The organism is Pseudomonas sp. DR208 (assembly GCF_019823005.1).
Taxonomy (GTDB): domain Bacteria; phylum Pseudomonadota; class Gammaproteobacteria; order Pseudomonadales; family Pseudomonadaceae; genus Aquipseudomonas; species Aquipseudomonas extremorientalis.
In genome coordinates this window covers 2859296-2879118 of record NZ_CP081944.1, presented here as the reverse complement: position 1 = coordinate 2879118, position 19823 = coordinate 2859296, and the positions used below count along the sequence as shown (strand labels likewise).

The following is a 19823-nucleotide window of genomic DNA, read 5'->3' as shown; positions in this document are numbered from 1 at the left end:
GAGGGGGCTTGCCCCCGATGCTTTCAAGGTTCAGACCTGGGACTGTGCGCCCTCAAACCACTTCAGCTTCTCGCGCAACACCACCACTTCGCCGACGATCACCAGTGTCGGCGCATGCACTTCATGCTCCGCCACCATGCGTGGCAAGTCGGCCAGGGTGCCGGTGAACACGCGCTGGTTGGACGTGGTGCCCTGCTGGATCAAGGCCGCCGGGGTATCCGCCGCACGCCCGTGCTTGATCAACTGATCACAGATGATCGGCAAGCCGATCAAGCCCATGTAGAACACCAGGGTCTGTGAGGGGCCCACCAGGTCATGCCAGGGCAGGTCCGAGGTCCCGTCCTTCAAATGCCCGGTGATAAAGCGTACCGACTGCGCATAGTCGCGATGGGTCAGCGGAATTCCGGCATATGCCGCGCAACCGCTGGCTGCCGTGATTCCCGGCACCACCTGGAACGGAATGCCATGGGCGGCCAGTTCCTCGATCTCTTCGCCACCACGACCAAAGATGAACGGATCGCCCCCCTTGAGGCGCAACACCCGCTTGCCCTGCTTGGCCAGGTCCACCAGTTGCTGGTTGATCTGGTCTTGTGGCACGGCGTGGTCGGCGCGACGCTTGCCGACGTAGATACGCTCGGCATCCCGGCGACACAGTTCGAGGATCGCGGGCGCGACCAGACGGTCGTACAACACCACATCGGCTTGCTGCATCAGGCGCAGGGCACGGAAGGTCAGCAGGTCGGGATCACCCGGACCCGCACCCACCAGATAAACCTCGCCCGGCGCATAAGGCGGCGCGCCGTTGACCTTTTCGATCAGCAAGCGCTCGGCCTCATCGCCCTGCCCGGCCAACTGGCGGTCGGCAATCGGGCCCTGGAACACTTCTTCCCAGAACGCACGCCGCTGCTGCACATCCGGATACAAGCCTTTGACCTGGGCACGAAAACGCGCCGCCAGCCCGGCCAGCTGCCCGTAAGTGGATGGAATCCAGGTTTCCAGCTTGGCGCGGATCAAGCGCGCCAGCACCGGCGCGTCGCCACCGCTGGACACGGCGATCACCAAGGGCGAACGGTCGACGATCGCCGGGAAGATCACGCTGCACAAGGCAGGCGCATCGACCACATTGACCGGTACGCAACGGCGCTTCGCATCGCTGGACACTTGCGCGTTCAGCGGCTCGTCGTCGGTTGCCGCAATGATCAGGGTGCAACCGTCGAGGTCAGCCTCCTGATAACCGCGCAGAATCAGTTCCCCGCCACTGCCCAGTACCAGTTCACGCAACTGGTCTTCGATCTGGGGAGCAACCACCCGCAGCACCGCCCCGGCGTCGGCCAGCAGCCGGGATTTGCGCAAGGCAATCTCCCCGCCACCGACGACCAGCACACGACTGCCGCGCAGGTTATGAAACAGCGGCAGAAATTCCATTTAGCAAATGACCTCAACGCCCGCCATGTAAGGCTTGAGCACTTCCGGTACGCGGATCGAACCGTCAGCCTGCTGGTAGTTTTCCAGCACCGCCACCAGGGTACGGCCTACGGCCAGGCCGGAACCGTTGAGGGTGTGCACCAGCTCCGGCTTGCCGGTTTCCGGGTTGCGGAAACGCGCCTGCATGCGACGGGCCTGGAAATCACCGCAGTTGGAGCACGACGAAATCTCGCGGTACTTGTCCTGGCTCGGCACCCACACTTCGAGGTCGTAGGTCTTCACGGCGCTGAAACCCATGTCACCGGTGCACAGGGCCAGCACGCGGTACGGCAGTTCCAGCAGTTGCAGGACGCGCTCAGCGTTGGCGGTCAGGCCTTCCAGGGCGTCCATCGAGGTCGACGGCTCGACGATCTGCACCATCTCGACCTTGTCGAACTGGTGCTGGCGGATCATGCCGCGAGTGTCGCGGCCCGATGCGCCGGCTTCACTGCGAAAGCACGGGCTGTGGGCGACGAACTTGATCGGCAGTTGCCTGGCGTCGAGGATCTCGCCGGAGACGATATTGGTCAGCGACACTTCGGCGGTCGGAATCAGGTACAGGTCGGCTTCGCCGTCGCGGCTGATCTTGAACAGGTCTTCTTCGAATTTCGGCAGCTGGCTGGTGCCCATCAGCGCCGGCGCCTGCACCAGGTACGGGGTGTAGGCCTCTTCGTAACCGTGCTCGCCGGTGTGCAGGTTGATCATGAACTGCGCCAGGGCGCGGTGCAGGCGTGCAACCGAGCCGCGCAACAGAGAGAAGCGCGCGCCGGACATCTTGGCGGCAGTTTCGAAATCCAGGCCACCACTCAGTTCGCCCAGGGCGACGTGGTCCTTGATCTCGAAATCAAAGGCCTTCGGCGTGCCCCAGCGACGCACTTCGACGTTGCCGTCTTCGTCTGCGCCGATCGGCACCGATTCGTGGGGGATGTTGGGGATGCCCAGCAGGATCGAATCCAGCTCGGACTGGATTTTTTCCAGCTCGACTTTACCCTCGGACAGCTCGGTGCCCATGCGCTCGACATCCGCCATCAACGGTGCGATGTCTTCGCCGCGCTGCTTGGCCTGACCGATGGATTTGGAACGCGCATTACGCTCAGCCTGCAGTGCTTCGGTGCGGGTCTGGACGGTCTTGCGCTGTTCTTCCAGCGCTTCGATGCGCGCAACATCCAAGGCAAAGCCACGGGATGCCAGGCGGTCCGCTACGTCCTGAAGGTTGCTACGTAACAGTTTGGAATCGAGCATGTCGGTCTCTCGTTTATCAAAGTTTGGTCAAGGACAGGCCGGCCCAGGTAGCGAGCAGCCCGCCGAATACGCTGATGCCCAGGTACCCGAAGGCTATCAGGGCCTGCCCGCTTTCCAGCAGGCGCAGCGTATCCAGTGAAAAGGATGAAAAGGTCGTCAGACCGCCTACAAAGCCGACAATCAAGCCGGCGCGAATTTCAATCGGTACTTCCGGGCGCAACAGGAACCAGCCGTACAACAGCCCGATGATCAGGCAGCCCACCAGGTTGACCGCCAGGGTCGCCGCGTAAAAATGCCTGGGCCAGTTGGCGCTGACCCAGGTGCCGGTGGCGAAACGCAATAATGTACCAGCGATGCCGGCTGCGGACACGGCAAGAATCGTCTTGAACACTACTTTCTCCGCTGTCTGGGGCTGAGTCGATCGAGTTGCGCGAGGTGATTGAGCTTTTCGCCGATCTTCAGCTCCAGGCCACGGGGCACCGGCTGATAGAGCGGCAACGGTTCAAGCTCATCGGGAAAATAGTCTTCACCGGCCGCGTAAGCATCCGGCTCATCGTGGGCGTAACGGTATTCATCGCCATAACCCAGCTGCTTCATCAGCTTGGTCGGCGCGTTGCGCAGGTGCATCGGCACTTCGAGCGAGCCATATTCGGCGGCGGCGCGCAATGCGGACTTGAAGCCCATGTACACCGCGTTGCTTTTTGGCGCGCAGGCCAGGTAGGTGATGGCCTGGGCCACCGCCAACTCGCCTTCCGGGCTGCCGAGGCGTTCCTGTACGTCCCATGCCGCCAGGCACAGGCTCAGTGCACGCGGGTCGGCGTTGCCGATGTCTTCGCTGGCCATGCGCACCACGCGGCGGGCGAGGTACAGCGGGTCGCAACCGCCATCGATCATGCGTGCAAACCAGTACAGCGCACCGTCGGGGTTGGAGCCGCGCACGGATTTGTGCAGTGCCGAGATCTGGTCGTAGAAGGCCTCGCCGCCCTTGTCGAAGCGGCGGCGCGTGTCGCCGAGCAGGCTTTGCAAGAGGTCGACGCCAATCTCACCGCCGTCTTCGGCCAGGTCGGAAGCGTTTTCCAACAGGTTGAGGAAACGACGACCATCGCCATCGGCAGCCGTCAGCAGGATCTTGAAGCCCTCTTCGCTCACGCTCAGTTGGCGCTTGCCCAAGCCCTTGTCTTCGTTCAAGGCGCGCTGCAGCAGCTTCTGCATCGCCGCCTCGTCCAGGCTTTTGAGCACATAGACCCGCGCCCGCGACAGCAAGGCGTTGTTGAGCTCGAACGAAGGGTTTTCGGTGGTGGCGCCGATGAAGATCAGCGTGCCGTCTTCCACATAGGGCAGGAACGCATCCTGCTGCGACTTGTTGAAACGGTGCACTTCGTCGACGAACAGGATGGTGCGCTTGCCGTACTGCCCCGCCTGCTGCTTGGCGACTTCCACCGCCTGGCGGATCTCCTTGACCCCGGCGAGTACCGCCGAGACCGTTTCGAAGTGTGCATCGGAGACTTTTGCCAAGAGCCGCGCCAGGGTGGTCTTGCCCACCCCAGGCGGCCCCCAGAAAATCATCGAGTGCAGCGCACCCTGCTCCAGGGCTTCACGCAGGGGCTTGCCGCGAGCGAGCAGGTGTTCCTGACCGACGTACTCATCCAGGTTGGTCGAACGCAGGCGTGCGGCCAGTGGCTGGGCAATCGGGTCACTTCGAAACAGGTCCATGGGCAGCGTTTGAAACCTCTGGGGAATTTATTCCTGGATCACGTCGGCACCCTTGGGGATGTCGAACTTGAACTTGGACGCCGGTACCGGCTGGTTGGCCTTGACCCCGGAGAACAGGATATCGGTGCGCTGGCCGACGCTGTCGATCAGGCGCATGTTGTTGATCACGCCGTTACCGAACGACAAGGACAGGGTGTCAAACAGCGTGTCCTTGGATTTCGGCTTGAGGGTGAATTCGATCACGTTGCTGGTCTGCTTGGACGTGATGTCGAAGCTGTCGTTGATCTTCGACACGTCACCTGAGAGCAACAGCGCCGGGGTCTGGTTCAGGCGCGGGTCGAGCTTCTTGATGGTCGCCTGTTCCAGGTCAGGGTCCCACAGGGTGACCTTTTGGCCATCGGACACGATGGTCTGCTCGGCCTTGCCCTCGGTGTGCCAGTAGAACAGGCCAGGACGCTGCACGGCCATTTCGCCGGCGGTTTCCTGCAACTGGGTACCGCCGGCATCCAGGGTCAACTGGGAGAAGCGCGCGGTCAGGGTCTGGGATTTGTCGAGCAGATTCTTCAGGCTGGCGACGGAGGCCGGGTCAGCGTGCGCCGAAACAGCAGTCAGGGCCAGTGCCGGCAACAACAGCATGCGGATAAAGCGCATGGGAGTCCTCATTGAGTAGTCAGGACGCGCCGCGTGCTGTCACGCGGCGCGGGATCAGTCGCGCATCTGCCCGGGGGCAATGACTTCACGCGAGCCGTTGGTGTTCATTGCGGTCACGACGCCAGCGTTTTCCATGGCTTCGATCATACGAGCGGCACGGTTGTAGCCGATTTTCAGCTTGCGTTGCACCGCGGAAATCGAGGCTCGACGGCTTTCGAGCACGAACGCCACGGCTTCATCGTACAGCGCATCGGTCTCGGCATCATCGTCGCCACCGCCGCTGCCGCCATCGAAGCCGCTGCCGGCTTCTTCCACACCGGCGAGGATGTCATCGTTGTACTCCGGTGCGCCGCGCAGTTTCCAGGCTTCCACCACACGATGCACTTCATCGTCGGAAACAAAGGCGCCGTGCACCCGGATCGGCAGGCTGGTGCCCGGCGGCATGTAGAGCATGTCGCCGTGGCCGAGCAGTTGTTCGGCGCCGCCCTGGTCGATGATGGTCCGCGAGTCGATCTTGCTCGACACCTGGAACGCCATGCGCGTCGGGATGTTGGCCTTGATCAGGCCGGTGATCACGTCCACCGACGGCCGCTGGGTGGCAAGGATCAAGTGAATACCGGCGGCACGGGCCTTCTGGGCGATACGCGCGATCAGCTCTTCAACCTTCTTGCCGACAATCATCATCATGTCGGCGAATTCGTCGACCACCACCACAATGGTCGGCAGCTTGGTCAGCTTTGGCGCTTCGTCGTGAATGCTTTCGCGCCGGTACAACGGATCGTCGATGGTCTCGCCGCGTTCCTGGGCTTCCTTGATCTTGGCGTTGAAGCCCGACAGGTTACGCACGCCCATCTTCGCCATCAGCTTGTAGCGGCGCTCCATCTCGGCAACGCTCCAGCGCAGGGCGTTGGCGGCGTCCTTCATGTCGGTGACCACCGGGCACAGCAGGTGTGGAATGCCTTCGTAGATCGACAGTTCCAACATCTTCGGGTCGATCATGATCAGTTTGGCGTCTTCCGGGCCGGACTTGAACAGGATCGACAGGATCATCGCGTTCACCCCCACCGACTTACCGGAACCGGTGGTACCGGCGACCAGCAGGTGGGGCATCTTCGCCAGGTCGGTGATCACCGGCTTGCCACCGATGTCATGGCCCAGGGCCAGGGTGACCGGCGACTTGAAGTTGTCGTACTCGGGCGTCGACAGCACTTCGGAGAAGCGCACGATCTGGCGGTCTTCGTTGGGAATCTCGATACCCACGGTGGTCTTGCCGGGAATGACTTCCACCACGCGCACGCTGGTCACGGCCAGGGAGCGGGCCAGGTCTTTCGCCAGGTTGGCGATGCGGCTGACCTTCACACCGGCGGCCGGCTGGATTTCGTAACGGGTGATCACCGGGCCGGGATGGATGGAGTCCACCGAGACTTCGACGCCGAATTCCTTGAGCTTGATTTCCAGCAGGTGGCCGACGGCCGCCAGGGACTCCGGCGAATAGTTGAGTTGTTTCTTTTCGGCCGGGTCGAGGATCGAGATCGGCGGCAAGGTGCCTTCGACGGCGCTGTCGATGAACAACGGCGCCTGTTTCTCTTTCTGTACGCGATGGCTTGGTTCGGCCGGCTTGGGCGGCGCGGGAGCAATCACTGGCGGCACCTGCTTCTCGCGGTCCGACATGTGCTTGCTCAAGGCCTGTTCGCGTTCGATCAGGCGTTCCTTGACCTTGGCCTGCTCACGCCGGTCCGGTGTACTCGGGGCCACCACTTCGTTGACACGGGTGTCGACCTCACGCAGTTGGGCGACCATGCGCTTGCGGTCGACACGGGCCGCCCACCAGCGATTGGCGGCGCCCTGGAACAGCTCCAGCAGGTCGAGGGTGATCTTGCCGGTCACGTCCATCACCTTGAACCAGGACAGGTCGGTGAACACGGTGAGGCCAAAGAGGAACAGTGCGATGAACATCAGGGTGCTGCCCTGGATATTCAGGGTCCTGCGCGCCAGGTCGCCAAGGCTCTCGCCCAGCGCACCGCCCGCACCGGCAGGCAGGCCGGTGGGTGCATGGAAATGGATATGCGCCAGCGCCGCGCCGGACAACACCAGGAACACCAGGCCGATCAGGCGCCAGGAGAACAGCCAGCCGCTCCACTGCCACGGCTCATGGCGCTGGCGGAAGATCTGCCAGGTCTTGATCGCCAGCAGCAACGGGAAGATATAGGCGAAGTAACCCAGCACCATGAACAGGATATCGGCGCTGTAGGAACCGGCAGGGCCACCGAAGTTCTGCACGTCTTCGATCTTGCTGTTGTGGCTCCAGCCCGGATCGTCCTTGCCATAGGTCAGCAAGGCCATCATCAGGAACAGGCACAGCGCGCCGATCGCGATCAGCGCACCTTCCTTGAGGCGATAATGCAGGTGCTGGCGCCAGGCCGGCACGACTGCTGCTTTAGGTGTTGCGGCGGATTTCTTCAAAACGGGTCTTTTCCTGCGCCTTTAGCGCGTCCATCTGTTGAATGACTGCAAATACTGCCCAATCCGAGCAGCTGAAAAATGAACGAGCGTCGTTGAATCTACTGTTTAACACCGGACTATTGCTGGATGAAATGACGATAACGCCACAATGGCCGCATTGTACGGGTTTGTGTCCCTGATGCCACGCCGCTTGGCGCTCTTCCAGCAGCATAGCCAATTGTGTGTCACAAGATGTTCAATTTGAGCATGCATTGTCTTTGCTGACAAAGGCTTATGAGCTGTTTTTACCAATCAAGGCAAGCTTGGCAAATGGCCTGCATGGAACAGACCCGATTACGACCACGCCCCCGGCATAGAGTTGCAGAAACACCTGCTCACGCTAATCCACCTTAATGCCCGATTCGGGCTGGTCCGATGGCGCCAGGTCGACAATAATCAGCACTGCCGCCGCAGGTGTCATTCCTGCCACTCCCCTCCCCTTCCGTAAAGCCTGGATGCCATGCTGACCTGGTTACAACGCGATTCACTGACTTTCCCCCCACTGGCCAAGGCCATGCGCGAACCCAATGGCTTGCTCGCCGCCGGCGGTGATCTCAGCGCCGAACGGCTGATCCAAGCCTACCGTCACGGCTGCTTCCCCTGGTTTTCAGAGGGCCAACCGATCCTCTGGTGGTCGCCCGACCCACGCACCGTGATATTCCCCGACGAACTGCATGTATCGCGCAGCCTGGGCAAACTGTTGCGCCAACAGCGCTACAGCGTGACCTTCGACCAGGACTTCGCCGCCGTTATCCAGGCCTGCGCGGCGCCACGCGCCTATGCCGATGGCACCTGGATCACCGAAGGCATCCAGAGCGCCTACCTGGAACTGCACCAGCGCGGCTACGCGCATTCGGTGGAGGTCTGGGACAAGGGTGAACTGGTAGGCGGCCTCTACGGCCTCGCAATGGGCCAGCTGTTTTTTGGTGAGTCCATGTTCAGCCGCGCCGACAACGCTTCGAAATTCGGCTTTGCCACGCTGACCCATCAATTGCAGGCCTGGGGCTTTGTGCTGATCGACTGCCAGATGCCCAACGATCACCTGCACAGCCTGGGTGCCCGCGCCATATCCCGCAGCGACTTCGCAGGGTTCCTGCACGACCATCTGGACCAGCCCAACGCCGGACCGTGGGTTTCCTAGGCGACATCCGCGCTCCTGGCTTACACTTATTTCAAAGCTTATCCGAGGGTTGATCATGACCGAGTTGGCGCGTTTGAAGTTTTATGCCACTCAACCCCACTCTTGCAGCTATCTGCCCGACGAGCAGGCCACCACGCTGTTCCTCGACCCCAGCCAGCCTATGGACGTGCATGTGTATGCCGACCTGTCGGAGATGGGGTTTCGGCGCAGTGGCGATCATCTGTACCGGCCGCATTGCCAGAACTGTAATGCCTGCGTGCCCGCACGCATCCCCGTTGCGCAGTTTCTACCGGACCGCAACCAGAAACGCATCCTCAAACGCAACGCCGACCTGACGGTGACGTCGGCCAAGCCGCGCTTCACCGAAGAATATTTCGACCTTTACCAGCGCTACATCGAGCAACGCCACGCTGACGGCGATATGTTCCCGCCCAGCCGCGATCAGTTTTCCACATTCCTGGTCCGCGACCTGCCCTTCTCGCGCTTCTACGAATTTCGTGCGGACGGTCGGCTGGTGGCTGTCGCGGTGACCGATCTGTTGCCTAACGGCCTGTCGGCGGTCTACACCTTCTATGAACCCGCCGAAGAACGCCGCAGCCTGGGACGCTTTGCGATCCTCTGGCAAATTGGCGAAGCCTTGCGCCAGGAACTGGAGGCGGTGTACCTCGGCTACTGGATCAAGAACTGCAAAAAGATGAACTACAAGACCCAATATCGGCCCATTGAACTGCTGATTAATCAAAGATGGGTCGTGCTTAACTAGAACCCCTTGGCTTGAACACCCTTTTTCGGGCACAATGCACGCCGCTTTTGCCTGGCGCAGTTGCACCGGGCCATTCACTGGATACCGAGGGCTTTACTGCATGTCGAAAGAAGACAGCTTCGAAATGGAAGGCACTGTCGTCGACACCCTGCCCAACACCATGTTTCGTGTGGAGTTGGAAAATGGGCACGTCGTAACCGCGCATATCTCCGGCAAGATGCGCAAGAACTACATTCGTATTCTTACCGGTGACAAAGTGCGCGTCGAGCTGACGCCCTATGACTTGAGCAAAGGGCGCATCACTTACCGCGCTCGCTAAGCAAGTCAATACAAAACGCCCGGTTATGCCGGGCGTTTTTGTGTGTGCGCCATTTAACAGTCGCCACTTGACCCTGCAGGGGGCGGCTTGCCTGCGATAGCGGTCTGTCAGTGACTGCATGCTTGGCTGGTCCACCGCTATCGCAGGCAAGCCAGCTCCCACAGTTGATCTTCACCGGTCGACAGATAGCGACCCACCCGTTTATCCAGGTAGCAAAAAGGCGCCTTTCGGCGCCTTTTGCTTTGTTGCGGTCAGCTATCAGGCCATTTCAGCCGTGGTTTCGAACTCGAAGGTCAGCTCGCCATCCTTCAGGTCGATGTGTACCACGCCACCATGGTCGGAAAGCTCGCCAAACAGGATCTCTTCGGCCAGCGGCCGCTTGATCTTGTCCTGGATCAGACGCGCCATTGGGCGTGCGCCCATTGCCGCATCGTAGCCGCCTTCGGCCAGCCAGCTGCGCGCCGCGTCCGTGACCTCCAGCTGCACGCGCTTGTCTTCCAACTGCGCCTGGAGCTCGGTGAGGAACTTGTCCACCACGCTCTTGATGACCTCATGGCTGAGGCGACCAAACTGGATAATGGTGTCCAGGCGGTTGCGGAACTCCGGCGTGAAGCTCTTCTTGATGACCTCCATCGCATCGGACGAGTGATCCTGGTGCGCGAAGCCAATGGAAGCCCGCGCGGCCGTTTCGGCACCGGCGTTGGTGGTCATGATCACGATCACGTTGCGGAAATCCGCCTTGCGCCCGTTGTTGTCGGTCAGGGTCCCGTGATCCATCACCTGCAGCAGCAGGTTGAAGACTTCAGGGTGGGCCTTCTCGATTTCATCGAGCAGCAGCACGCAATGCGGTTGCTTGGTGATCGCCTCGGTCAACAGGCCGCCCTGGTCGAAACCGACATAACCCGGAGGCGCGCCGATCAGGCGCGACACGGTGTGACGCTCCATGTATTCGGACATGTCGAACCGCACCAGCTCGATACCCATGGCCTTGGCCAGTTGCCGGGCCGCTTCGGTCTTGCCGACACCGGTCGGGCCGGCAAACAGGAACGAACCAACCGGCTTGTCCGGCGACTTGAGGCCTGCACGCGACAGCTTGATCGCGGTGGACAGCGAGTCGATGGCCGCATCCTGACCGAACACGGTCAGCTTGAGGTCGCGCTCCAGGTTACGCAGCAGCTCCTTGTCGGAACTGGTGACGTGTTTTGGCGGAATCCGCGCGATCTTCGCCACAATATCCTCGACCTGCGGCACGTCGATGCGTTTTACACGCTTCTCGACCGGCTGCAGACGCTGGTAGGCACCGGCCTCGTCGATTACGTCGATGGCCTTGTCCGGCATGTGCCGGTCATTGATGTAGCGCGACGCCAGCTCAGCGGCTGAACGCAGTGCTTCATCGGTGTACTCGATGCCATGGTGCGCCTCGAAGCGCCCCTTGAGCCCGCGCAGGATGCCGATGGTGTCCTCTACCGAAGGTTCGGACACGTCGACCTTCTGGAAGCGACGTGCCAGGGCACGGTCTTTCTCGAAGATGCCACGGAATTCCTGGAACGTGGTCGAGCCGATGCAGCGTATATCACCCGACGACAGCAGCGGCTTGAGCAGGTTGGAGGCATCCATCACCCCACCGGAGGCCGCACCGGCACCAATGATGGTGTGGATTTCGTCGATGAACAGGATCGCCTGCGGGCGTTTTTTCAGCTCACCGAGCAGCGCCTTGAAGCGCTTCTCGAAGTCGCCACGGTACTTGGTCCCGGCGAGCAAGGCGCCCAGGTCAAGGGAGTAGACGACGCTGTTGGCCAGCAGGTCCGGCACCTGGTTATCCACGATGCGCTTGGCCAGGCCTTCGGCAATCGCGGTTTTACCCACGCCTGCCTCGCCCACCAGCAACGGGTTGTTCTTGCGACGACGCGCGAGGATTTGCGCGACACGCTCAACCTCGAGCTCACGCCCCACCAGCGGATCGATCCGCCCCTGGCGCGCCAGTTCGTTGAGGTTACTGGCATAGGCATCCAGTGGATTGCCCGAAGAAGAAGACTCACCGCCCTCGTCGTCCTGCATATCCTGCTCACCCTCGGAATGATCGCCGTGCCCGGGCACCTTGGAGATACCGTGGGCGATGTAGTTGACGACATCGATACGGGCAACGCTCTGCTGTTTGAGCAGGAACACTGCCTGGCTTTCCTGTTCGCTGAAAATCGCCACCAGCACATTGGCGCCCGTGACTTCACGCTTACCGGAGCTCTGAACATGGAACACGGCACGCTGAAGCACCCGCTGGAAGCCCAGGGTTGGCTGGGTCTCACGGTCTTCATCGTGGACTGGAATAAGTGGCGTTGTGGAGTCGATAAACTCCTGCAGGTCATGCTTGAGTTTGTCGAGGTTGGCGCCGCACGCACGTAGAACGGTGGCGGCAGCTTCGTTATCCAAAAGTGCCAGCAGCAGGTGTTCGACGGTCATGAACTCATGACGCTTCGAACGAGCCTCCTTGAAGGCAAGATTGAGGGTGACTTCGAGCTCGCGGTTTAACATAGCTTCACCTCATACCCAAGTGGTCGGCGTTAACCGTCCTTCTCGATTTCACAGAGTAGCGGATGCTGGCTTTCCCTGGCGTACTGGTTGACCTGCATGGCCTTTGTCTCGGCGATGTCGCGGGTAAACACTCCACATACTGCCCGTCCTTCTGTGTGAACGGCCAGCATTACCTTGGTCGCCAACTCGCGGTTCAGGTTAAAAAACACCTCGAGCACTTCGACCACGAAATCCATCGGTGTGTAGTCATCATTGAACAAAACCACCTTGTACATCGGCGGCGCCTGTAGAGCAGGCTTGGCCTCCTGAACAGCAATGCCTGCAGAACCGTCGTCATCATGTTGCTGATCCGGTCGATCCTGATTGAATGTTAGTCGAATCTGGCTGTTTGCATGCATGGAAAGAAAGGTTCGTCAGTGGTTCAAATACAGTGGTGGGGGCGACCTGTCAGAATTTCAACTCTGACCGACTGGTCGCCTTGACTATCGGCGAAACGGTGTTACAACCAATAGAACCCACAGTGGGTAAAAAAGGTCCGCGCAGTCAACCTTATTTATTCGGGTTAGGACGGATAAACTGGATGATACTCCAGTGATGGAGTCTGGTGCAGAGGGATATGGGCATGGCAAGCGGTAAGGTCAAGTGGTTCAACAATGCCAAAGGGTACGGCTTCATTATTGAAGACGGCAAGGATGAAGACCTTTTTGCGCATTACTCAGCGATCAAAATGGACGGTTATAAAACGCTGAAAGCTGGGCAGCCGGTCTCCTTTGACATTATTCAGGGGCCCAAAGGCAAGCACGCGGTCGAAATCAGTGCGCCAGTCACCATCGGCACAGCCAGAGAGGGCGTCGCTCAAAAATCAAAAGAGCAATTAGCCTGATCAGCCACCGAGCAGGCGCCCAATAAAAAACCGGCCATCCCGTTTACGGTGTGGCCGGTTTTCTTACCCCTGTCGCTTACATGTGCGAGATCAGCGCATCACCGAAGCCAGACGAAGACACCAGCGTGGCGCCGTCCATCAGACGCTCGAAGTCATAAGTCACAGTCTTGGCAGAAATCGCGCCATTAGTGCCCTTGATGATCAAATCCGCCGCCTCGGTCCAGCCCATGTGGCGCAGCATCATCTCTGCCGACAGAATCAGCGAACCCGGGTTGACCTGATCCTTGCCCGCATACTTCGGCGCAGTACCGTGGGTCGCCTCGAACATCGCCACGGTATCCGAAAGGTTGGCACCCGGCGCAATACCGATCCCCCCCACCTCCGCCGCCAGGGCATCAGACAGGTAGTCGCCGTTCAGGTTGAGGGTGGCGATCACATCATACTCAGCCGGACGCAACAGGATCTGCTGGAGCATGGCGTCGGCGATAGCATCCTTGACCACCACATTCTTGCCAGTCTTGGGGTTCTTGAACTGCATCCATGGACCGCCATCCAGCAGCGTCGCACCAAATTCTTCAGCCGCCACCTCATAGGCCCATTCCTTGAAGGCACCTTCGGTGAACTTCATGATGTTGCCTTTGTGCACGATGGTCAGCGAGTCGCGGTCGTTATCCACTACATATTGCAGGGCTTTGCGCGCCAGGCGCTTGGTACCCTCCTTCGAGACCGGCTTCACGCCAATTCCGCAATCCTGGTCGAAACGGATCTTGGTCACGCCCATTTCTTCCTTGAGGAACTTGATCACCTTGATCGCTTCAGGCGAACCTGCCTTCCACTCGATACCGGCGTAAATATCTTCGGAGTTTTCCCGGAAGATCGTCATGTCCACGTCGCCAGGCTTCTTGACCGGGCTGGGCACGCCTTCGAACCAGCGCACTGGGCGCAGGCACACATACAGGTCGAGTTGCTGGCGCAGGGCCACGTTCAGCGAACGGATGCCGCCACCCACCGGGGTGGTCAGCGGGCCCTTGATGGAGACCACGTAATCCTTGACCGCATCCAGGGTTTCCTGGGGCAGCCAGGTGTCCTGGTCGTAGACTTGAGTTGCTTTCTCGCCAGCATAAACCTCCATCCAGGAGATCTTGCGCTTGCCGCCGTAGGCCTTTTCAACAGCGGCGTCGACTACCTTGATCATCACCGGGCTGATGTCGACACCGATACCGTCACCTTCAATGTAAGGGATGATCGGTTGGTCAGGAACATTGAGAGAATGGTCTGCATTGACGGTGATTTTGTCGCCGACTGCCGGAACCTGAATCTTCTTGTATCCCATGCTGAACTCCATCTATGGATTGAACATCTGGCTGCGTTCGAGCCTACTCCAGATAAATGGCGACTGAAACCTCGCGCCATGCTCATTTGCATCGAAAACAGCATAATTTGTCGCCTACAAGCCTGAAAGCAAAGGCAAAATCGCCAATCTTGAGCACATCGTGCGACTTTCGTCGCAATCAGGTACCTGCGACCTTTAGACCAATGGACGACACACCTTTTGTATGAAGGCTCGGCGTAAGCATAGCGACCTATGTATAATGCCGCCGCTGACCAAAGAGTCACGACGGCGGACCGCTCTAGAACACAGCCTTCCGCTACAAAGCAGGACTATTACAATAGTCCACCCGCTTGACGCTCGACTGATGCAACCCAACATCACCGCGAAGAAACCTCGACATTTCGCTCATGGATGACTTTGAACGAACGCGCTCCACCCGGCGCATCTCGAGTTTCTGCGCACGCTTTCAGCAAAGAAGAGAGTTAATCCGAATATGCCCACCCGCTCGAAGATCATCTACACCTTCACCGACGAAGCCCCGGCCCTCGCCACCTATTCACTGCTGCCTATCGTAGAGGCCTTCACCGCCTCCGCTGATATTGCCGTGGAAACCCGCGACATCTCCCTCGCCGCGCGCATCCTCGCAAGCTTCCCCGAGCAACTGGGTGCCAAGGCTATCCCGGACCACCTCGCCGAACTGGGCGACCTGGCCGTTACGCCTGAAGCCAACATCATCAAACTGCCTAACATCAGCGCCTCGACCCCGCAGCTGCAAGCCGCGATCAAGGAACTGCAGGCCCAGGGCTACGCCCTGCCGGACTACCCGGAGACCGTAACCACCGACGCGGAAAAAGAAACCCGCGCACGTTACGACAAGGTCAAGGGCAGCGCCGTGAACCCGGTACTGCGCGAAGGCAACTCCGACCGCCGCGCACCGCTGTCAGTCAAGAACTACGCACGCAAGCACCCGCACAAAATGGGCGCCTGGGCTGCCGACTCCAAGTCGCACGTCGCCCACATGAGCAATGGCGACTTCTACGGCAGCGAAAAAGCCGTACAGATCGAAGGCGCTGATGCTGTCAAAATCGAGCTGATCGCCCAGGACGGCACCGCCACCGTCCTGAAGGAAAAGACCTCGGTACAGGCCGGCGAAATCATCGACACCGCCGTGCTGAGCAAGAAAGCCCTGCGTGCGTTCATCGCCGCTGAAATCGAAGACGCCAAGAAACAAGGCGTGCTGCTGTCGGTTCACCTGAAAGCCACCATGATGAAGGTCTCCGACCCGATCATGTTCGGCCAGATCGTTGCCGAGTTCTATAAAGACGCCCTGGCCAAGCACGCCACCGTGCTGGAGCAGATCGGTTTCAACCTGAACAACGGCATCGGCGACCTGTACGCGCGCATCAAGGCCCTGCCGGCCGAGCAGCAAGCGCAGATCGAAGCTGACATCCAGGCCGTCTACGCGGCTCGCCCTGCCCTGGCGATGGTCAACTCCGACAAAGGCATCACCAACCTGCACGTGCCGAGCGACGTGATCGTCGACGCCTCGATGCCGGCCATGATCCGTGACTCCGGCAAGATGTGGGGCACCGACGGCCAGTTGCACGACACCAAGGCGGTGATCCCGGATCGCTGCTACGCCACCATCTACCAGGCGGTCATCGAAGACTGCAAGGCCAATGGCGCCTTCGACCCAACCACCATGGGCAGCGTGCCGAACGTCGGCCTGATGGCGAAGAAAGCCGAAGAGTACGGCTCCCACGACAAGACTTTCCAGATCAAGGCTGACGGCGTAGTCCGCGTCACCGACAGCAAGGGCAACCTGCTGATGGAACAGAAAGTCGAAGCCGGCGACATCTTCCGCATGTGCCAGACCAAAGACGCGCCGATCCAGGACTGGGTCAAACTGGCCGTCAACCGTGCCCGCGCCAGCAACACCCCGGCCATCTTCTGGCTGGACCCTCAGCGTGCACACGACGGCGTCGTGGTCGAGAAGGTTCAGGCTTACCTGAAAGACCACAACACCGAAGGCCTGGACATCCGCATCATGTCGCCGGTCGACGCGATGAAGTTCACCCTGGAGCGCACCCGCAAGGGCCTGGACACCATCTCGGTGACCGGCAACGTTCTGCGCGACTACCTGACCGACCTGTTCCCGATCATGGAACTGGGCACCAGCGCGAAGATGCTGTCCATCGTGCCACTGATGAACGGCGGTGGCCTGTTCGAAACCGGTGCCGGGGGTTCGGCGCCGAAGCACGTACAACAACTGGTGGAAGAGAACTTCCTGCGCTGGGATTCCCTGGGTGAGTTCCTGGCCCTGGCTGCGTCCCTCGAGCATTTGGGTGTGACGTACAACAACCCGAAAGCCCTGGTCCTGTCCAAGACCCTGGACCAGGCCACCGGCCAGTTCCTCGACAACAACAAGTCGCCATCGCGTAAAGTCGGCAACATCGACAACCGCGGCAGCCACTTCTACCTGGCGCTGTACTGGGCTCAAGCCCTGGCCGCCCAGACCGAAGACACTGCACTGCAAGCGCAGTTCGGCGAACTGGCCAAGACCCTGACCGAGAACGAGGCAACCATCGTTGCCGAGCTCAACGCCGTCCAGGGCAAGCCAGTGGACATCGGCGGCTACTACGCGCCGAACCCGGAGCTGACCAGCAAGGCCATGCGCCCAAGCAACACCCTCAATGCGGCGATTGCCAAGTTGAAGTAAGGTTGTAAGGATGCAAACAAGCCCCGGCCCTGTGCCGGGGTTTCTGTTTATGTGCTTTTTTGCTGAAAAAACCCAATCAAAATGTGGGAGGGGGCTTGCCCCCCCGATAGCGGTGGGTCAGGCACAGATAGATCAACTGACACGCCCTCATCGGGGGCAAGCCCCCTCCCACACTGACTGTTATCCTGTTCCAGGACAGCACCGCATCTTAAATCCAGAGGCAACCATGACCTGGCAACCCCATATCACCGTCGCCACCCTCGTCGAAGACAACGGCCGCTTCCTGATGGTCGAAGAGCTCAAGGGCGGCCGCGCCGTGCTCAACCAGCCCGCCGGCCACCTCGACCCGCATGAAACCCTCACCGAAGCCGCCGTACGCGAGACCCTCGAAGAAACCGGCTGGGACGTCGAGGCCACCGGTATCGTCGGCATCTACCTGTACACCGCCCCCAGCAACGGCGTGACCTACCAACGGGTGTGCTTCATCGCCAAGGCCCTGAAACACCACCCCGACTATCAACTCGACGAAGGTATCCTGCGTGCCCGCTGGCTGACCCGCGACGAACTGATGGACCTGCGCGACGACTGGCGCAGCGAGCTGATCATCCGCTGTATCGATGATTATCTGGCCGGCCACTGCCACAGTCTCGAATTGATCCGCCCTTCTCTTTAGCCTTGAAGGCCTGAGCCTGATAGAATCGCGTCCTTTTTCAAGACACCCGTTGAAACCCTATGCGTGATCCAGCCCCTTCTGACACACAAAAGAAGCGCGTCATCGTCGGCATGTCCGGCGGCGTGGACTCTTCCGTTTCCGCCGTTCTGCTCATGGAGCAGGGTTATGAGGTGGAAGGCCTGTTCATGAAGAACTGGGAAGAAGACGATGGAACGGAATATTGCACCGCCATGGACGACCTGGCGGACGCCCAGGCCGTGTGCGACAAGATTGGCATCAAGCTGCACACCGCCAACTTTGCCGCCGAGTACTGGGACAATGTGTTCGAGCACTTCCTGGCCGAATACAAGGCCGGTCGCACGCCCAACCCAGACATCCTGTGCAACCGCGAGATCAAGTTCAAGGCGTTCCTCGACTACGCCATGATGCTTGGCGCCGACCTGATCGCCACTGGCCATTACGTGCGCCGCCGCGACATCGATGGCCGCACCGAACTGCTCAAGGGCCTGGACCCGAACAAGGACCAGAGCTACTTCCTGCACGCCGTCGGCGGCGAACAGATCGCCAAGACCCTGTTCCCGGTAGGCGAGCTGGAAAAACCCGAAGTGCGCAGGATCGCCGAGAAACACGGCCTGGCTACCGCCAAGAAGAAGGATTCCACCGGCATCTGCTTTATCGGCGAGCGCCGCTTCAGCGACTTCCTCAAGCAATACCTGCCGGCACAACCGGGCGAGATCCGCACCACCGAAGGCGACGTCATCGGCCGTCACCATGGCCTGATGTACCACACCATCGGCCAGCGCCAGGGCCTGGGCATCGGCGGCTTGAAAGACGCCGGTGAAGAGCCGTGGTACGTGCTGGTCAAGGACCTGGAAAACAACGTGCTGATCGTCGGCCAGGGCAACGAGCACCCGCTGTTGTTCTCCGGCGCTCTGCTCGCTTCGGAAATCTATTGGGTCAACCCGATCGACCTGAGCACGCCACGTCGCCTGACCGCCAAAGTGCGCTATCGCCAGAGTGACCAGCCGTGCACCCTGGAAAAAACCGCCACCGGCTACCGCGCTACCTTCGATGACCCGCAACGCGCGGTCACCCCTGGCCAGTCCGTGGTGTTCTACGACGGCGAAATCTGCCTGGGCGGCGGCGTGATTGAAATCGCCGAAGCCTGGAGCCAGAAGGCATGAGCCCGACCCAGGAGCAATTGACGGCACTGGGCGGGGTGTTCCTCGCCGCGGTATTGGTGGACAAGATTGCCAAGACCGGCCAGGTCACCGAGGCCGGCCTGACCTGCATGCTCGGCAGCCTGCTGATCCGCGACCCCAAGGACACCCTGGAGGTCTACGGCGGCGACGACCTGGCGCTGCGCGAAGGTTATCGCGCACTGATCGGCGCATTGGAGCGCGACCCCAGCACCCTGCAACGCGAGCCGTTGCGCTACGCCCTGTCGATGCTCGGCCTGGAGCGTCAACTGGCCAAGCGCGAAGACATGCTGGAAACCATCGGCAAACGCCTGCCGCAGATCCAGTCCCAGGTGGAACACTTCGGCCCGGCCCACGAAAACGTGATCGCGGCCTGTGGCGCGCTGTACCAGGACACCTTGAGCACCTTGCGCCAGCGGATCCAGGTCCACGGCGACATGCGCAACCTGCAGCAACCGAACAACGCTTCGAAAATCCGCGCCCTGCTGCTGGCCGGTATTCGCTCGGCGCGGTTGTGGCGCCAGTTGGGTGGTCATCGTTGGCAGCTGGTGATCAGCCGTCGCAAATTGCTCAAAGAGCTTTACCCGTTGATGCGCAACGAATAAGTCGCAGCAGCAGGCCATTTTCAAGCCGTTACGCGTAATACGCCGGTCAGTTGGCAACGGACCGGCGGATTTTTTCATGTATGATAC

The 19823-nt window shown here is 60.4% G+C and carries 18 protein-coding genes; 8 read left to right on the top strand and 10 right to left on the bottom strand.

Going from position 1 to position 19823, the window contains the following annotated elements:
* Positions 1 to 30: 30 nt before the first annotated feature.
* Genes cysG through K5K89_RS13060 form a run of 7 tightly spaced genes read right to left on the bottom strand, consistent with a single transcriptional unit; the run spans position 31 to position 7750 of the window.
* Positions 31 to 1425 (bottom strand): siroheme synthase CysG, encoded by a 1395-nt coding sequence (gene cysG, locus K5K89_RS13090; RefSeq protein ID WP_222541564.1) that lies wholly within the window; start codon positions 1423 to 1425, stop codon positions 31 to 33.
* Complete coding sequence (gene serS, locus K5K89_RS13085) at positions 1426 to 2706, bottom strand: serine--tRNA ligase (RefSeq protein ID WP_222541563.1); 1281 nt, start codon at positions 2704 to 2706, stop codon at positions 1426 to 1428.
* 16 nt (positions 2707 to 2722) lie between these two features.
* Positions 2723 to 3097, bottom strand: coding sequence for a fluoride efflux transporter CrcB (gene crcB / locus K5K89_RS13080; RefSeq protein ID WP_071491888.1), 375 nt, complete (start codon positions 3095 to 3097; stop codon positions 2723 to 2725).
* Positions 3097 to 4419: a replication-associated recombination protein A gene (locus K5K89_RS13075; RefSeq protein WP_071491889.1), complete on the bottom strand. Its 1323-nt coding sequence runs from the start codon at positions 4417 to 4419 to the stop codon at positions 3097 to 3099. Before K5K89_RS13075 ends, crcB begins: the two co-directional genes overlap by 1 nt.
* A 27-nt stretch (positions 4420 to 4446) precedes the next feature.
* The gene (gene lolA / locus K5K89_RS13070) at positions 4447 to 5070 is read right to left on the bottom strand and encodes an outer membrane lipoprotein chaperone LolA (protein ID WP_071491890.1); all 624 of its coding nucleotides are present in this window, start codon (positions 5068 to 5070) and stop codon (positions 4447 to 4449) included.
* 54 nt (positions 5071 to 5124) lie between these two features.
* Positions 5125 to 7533: a DNA translocase FtsK gene (locus K5K89_RS13065; protein WP_071491891.1), complete on the bottom strand. Its 2409-nt coding sequence runs from the start codon at positions 7531 to 7533 to the stop codon at positions 5125 to 5127.
* On the bottom strand, positions 7508 to 7750 hold the full coding sequence (locus K5K89_RS13060; RefSeq protein WP_139212897.1) for a hypothetical protein: 243 nt from the start codon (positions 7748 to 7750) through the stop codon (positions 7508 to 7510). The genes K5K89_RS13065 and K5K89_RS13060 overlap by 26 nt, the downstream gene beginning before the upstream one ends.
* Before the next feature lie 282 nt (positions 7751 to 8032).
* Between K5K89_RS13060 and aat the strand changes: the two genes are divergently transcribed.
* From aat to infA, 3 genes are all read left to right on the top strand, one after another.
* Positions 8033 to 8713, top strand: a complete 681-nt coding sequence (gene aat, locus K5K89_RS13055; protein WP_071491892.1) for a leucyl/phenylalanyl-tRNA--protein transferase — start codon at positions 8033 to 8035, stop codon at positions 8711 to 8713.
* A gap of 55 nt (positions 8714 to 8768) precedes the next feature.
* Complete coding sequence (locus K5K89_RS13050) at positions 8769 to 9476, top strand: arginyltransferase (RefSeq protein ID WP_071491893.1); 708 nt, start codon at positions 8769 to 8771, stop codon at positions 9474 to 9476.
* A 100-nt stretch (positions 9477 to 9576) separates the two neighbouring features.
* Positions 9577 to 9795: a translation initiation factor IF-1 gene (infA, locus tag K5K89_RS13045; protein ID WP_002553999.1), complete on the top strand. Its 219-nt coding sequence runs from the start codon at positions 9577 to 9579 to the stop codon at positions 9793 to 9795.
* Between the two features lie 258 nt (positions 9796 to 10053).
* Here infA and clpA read toward each other — a convergent pair whose 3' ends face one another.
* Both clpA and clpS read right to left on the bottom strand, forming a co-directional pair.
* Entirely contained in the window at positions 10054 to 12324 is a 2271-nt protein-coding gene (gene clpA / locus K5K89_RS13040) for an ATP-dependent Clp protease ATP-binding subunit ClpA (RefSeq protein WP_071491894.1), read from the bottom strand.
* 29 nt (positions 12325 to 12353) lie between these two features.
* Positions 12354 to 12722 (bottom strand): ATP-dependent Clp protease adapter ClpS, encoded by a 369-nt coding sequence (gene clpS, locus K5K89_RS13035; protein WP_071491895.1) that lies wholly within the window; start codon positions 12720 to 12722, stop codon positions 12354 to 12356.
* Positions 12723 to 12940: 218 nt separating this feature from the next.
* On the opposite strand from clpS, the gene cspD reads away from it, so the two are divergent.
* Positions 12941 to 13207, top strand: a complete 267-nt coding sequence (cspD, locus tag K5K89_RS13030; RefSeq protein WP_222541562.1) for a cold shock domain-containing protein CspD — start codon at positions 12941 to 12943, stop codon at positions 13205 to 13207.
* A 76-nt stretch (positions 13208 to 13283) separates the two neighbouring features.
* Here cspD and icd read toward each other — a convergent pair whose 3' ends face one another.
* Complete coding sequence (gene icd, locus K5K89_RS13025; protein ID WP_028616796.1) at positions 13284 to 14540, bottom strand: NADP-dependent isocitrate dehydrogenase; 1257 nt, start codon at positions 14538 to 14540, stop codon at positions 13284 to 13286.
* A 493-nt stretch (positions 14541 to 15033) separates the two neighbouring features.
* On the opposite strand from icd, the gene K5K89_RS13020 reads away from it, so the two are divergent.
* From K5K89_RS13020 to hflD, 4 genes are all read left to right on the top strand, one after another.
* Complete coding sequence (locus tag K5K89_RS13020; protein ID WP_222541561.1) at positions 15034 to 17259, top strand: NADP-dependent isocitrate dehydrogenase; 2226 nt, start codon at positions 15034 to 15036, stop codon at positions 17257 to 17259.
* 226 nt (positions 17260 to 17485) lie between these two features.
* A complete protein-coding gene (locus K5K89_RS13015) occupies positions 17486 to 17932 on the top strand; it encodes an NUDIX hydrolase (RefSeq protein WP_071491898.1) in 447 nt (148 codons plus the stop codon).
* Between the two features lie 59 nt (positions 17933 to 17991).
* Positions 17992 to 19116 carry a tRNA 2-thiouridine(34) synthase MnmA gene (gene mnmA / locus K5K89_RS13010; RefSeq protein ID WP_222541560.1) on the top strand — a complete coding sequence of 375 codons (1125 nt, stop codon included), beginning with the start codon at positions 17992 to 17994 and terminating at the stop codon, positions 19114 to 19116.
* Complete coding sequence (gene hflD, locus K5K89_RS13005) at positions 19113 to 19736, top strand: high frequency lysogenization protein HflD (protein ID WP_016969254.1); 624 nt, start codon at positions 19113 to 19115, stop codon at positions 19734 to 19736. The genes mnmA and hflD overlap by 4 nt, the downstream gene beginning before the upstream one ends.
* Positions 19737 to 19823 lie beyond the last annotated feature (87 nt).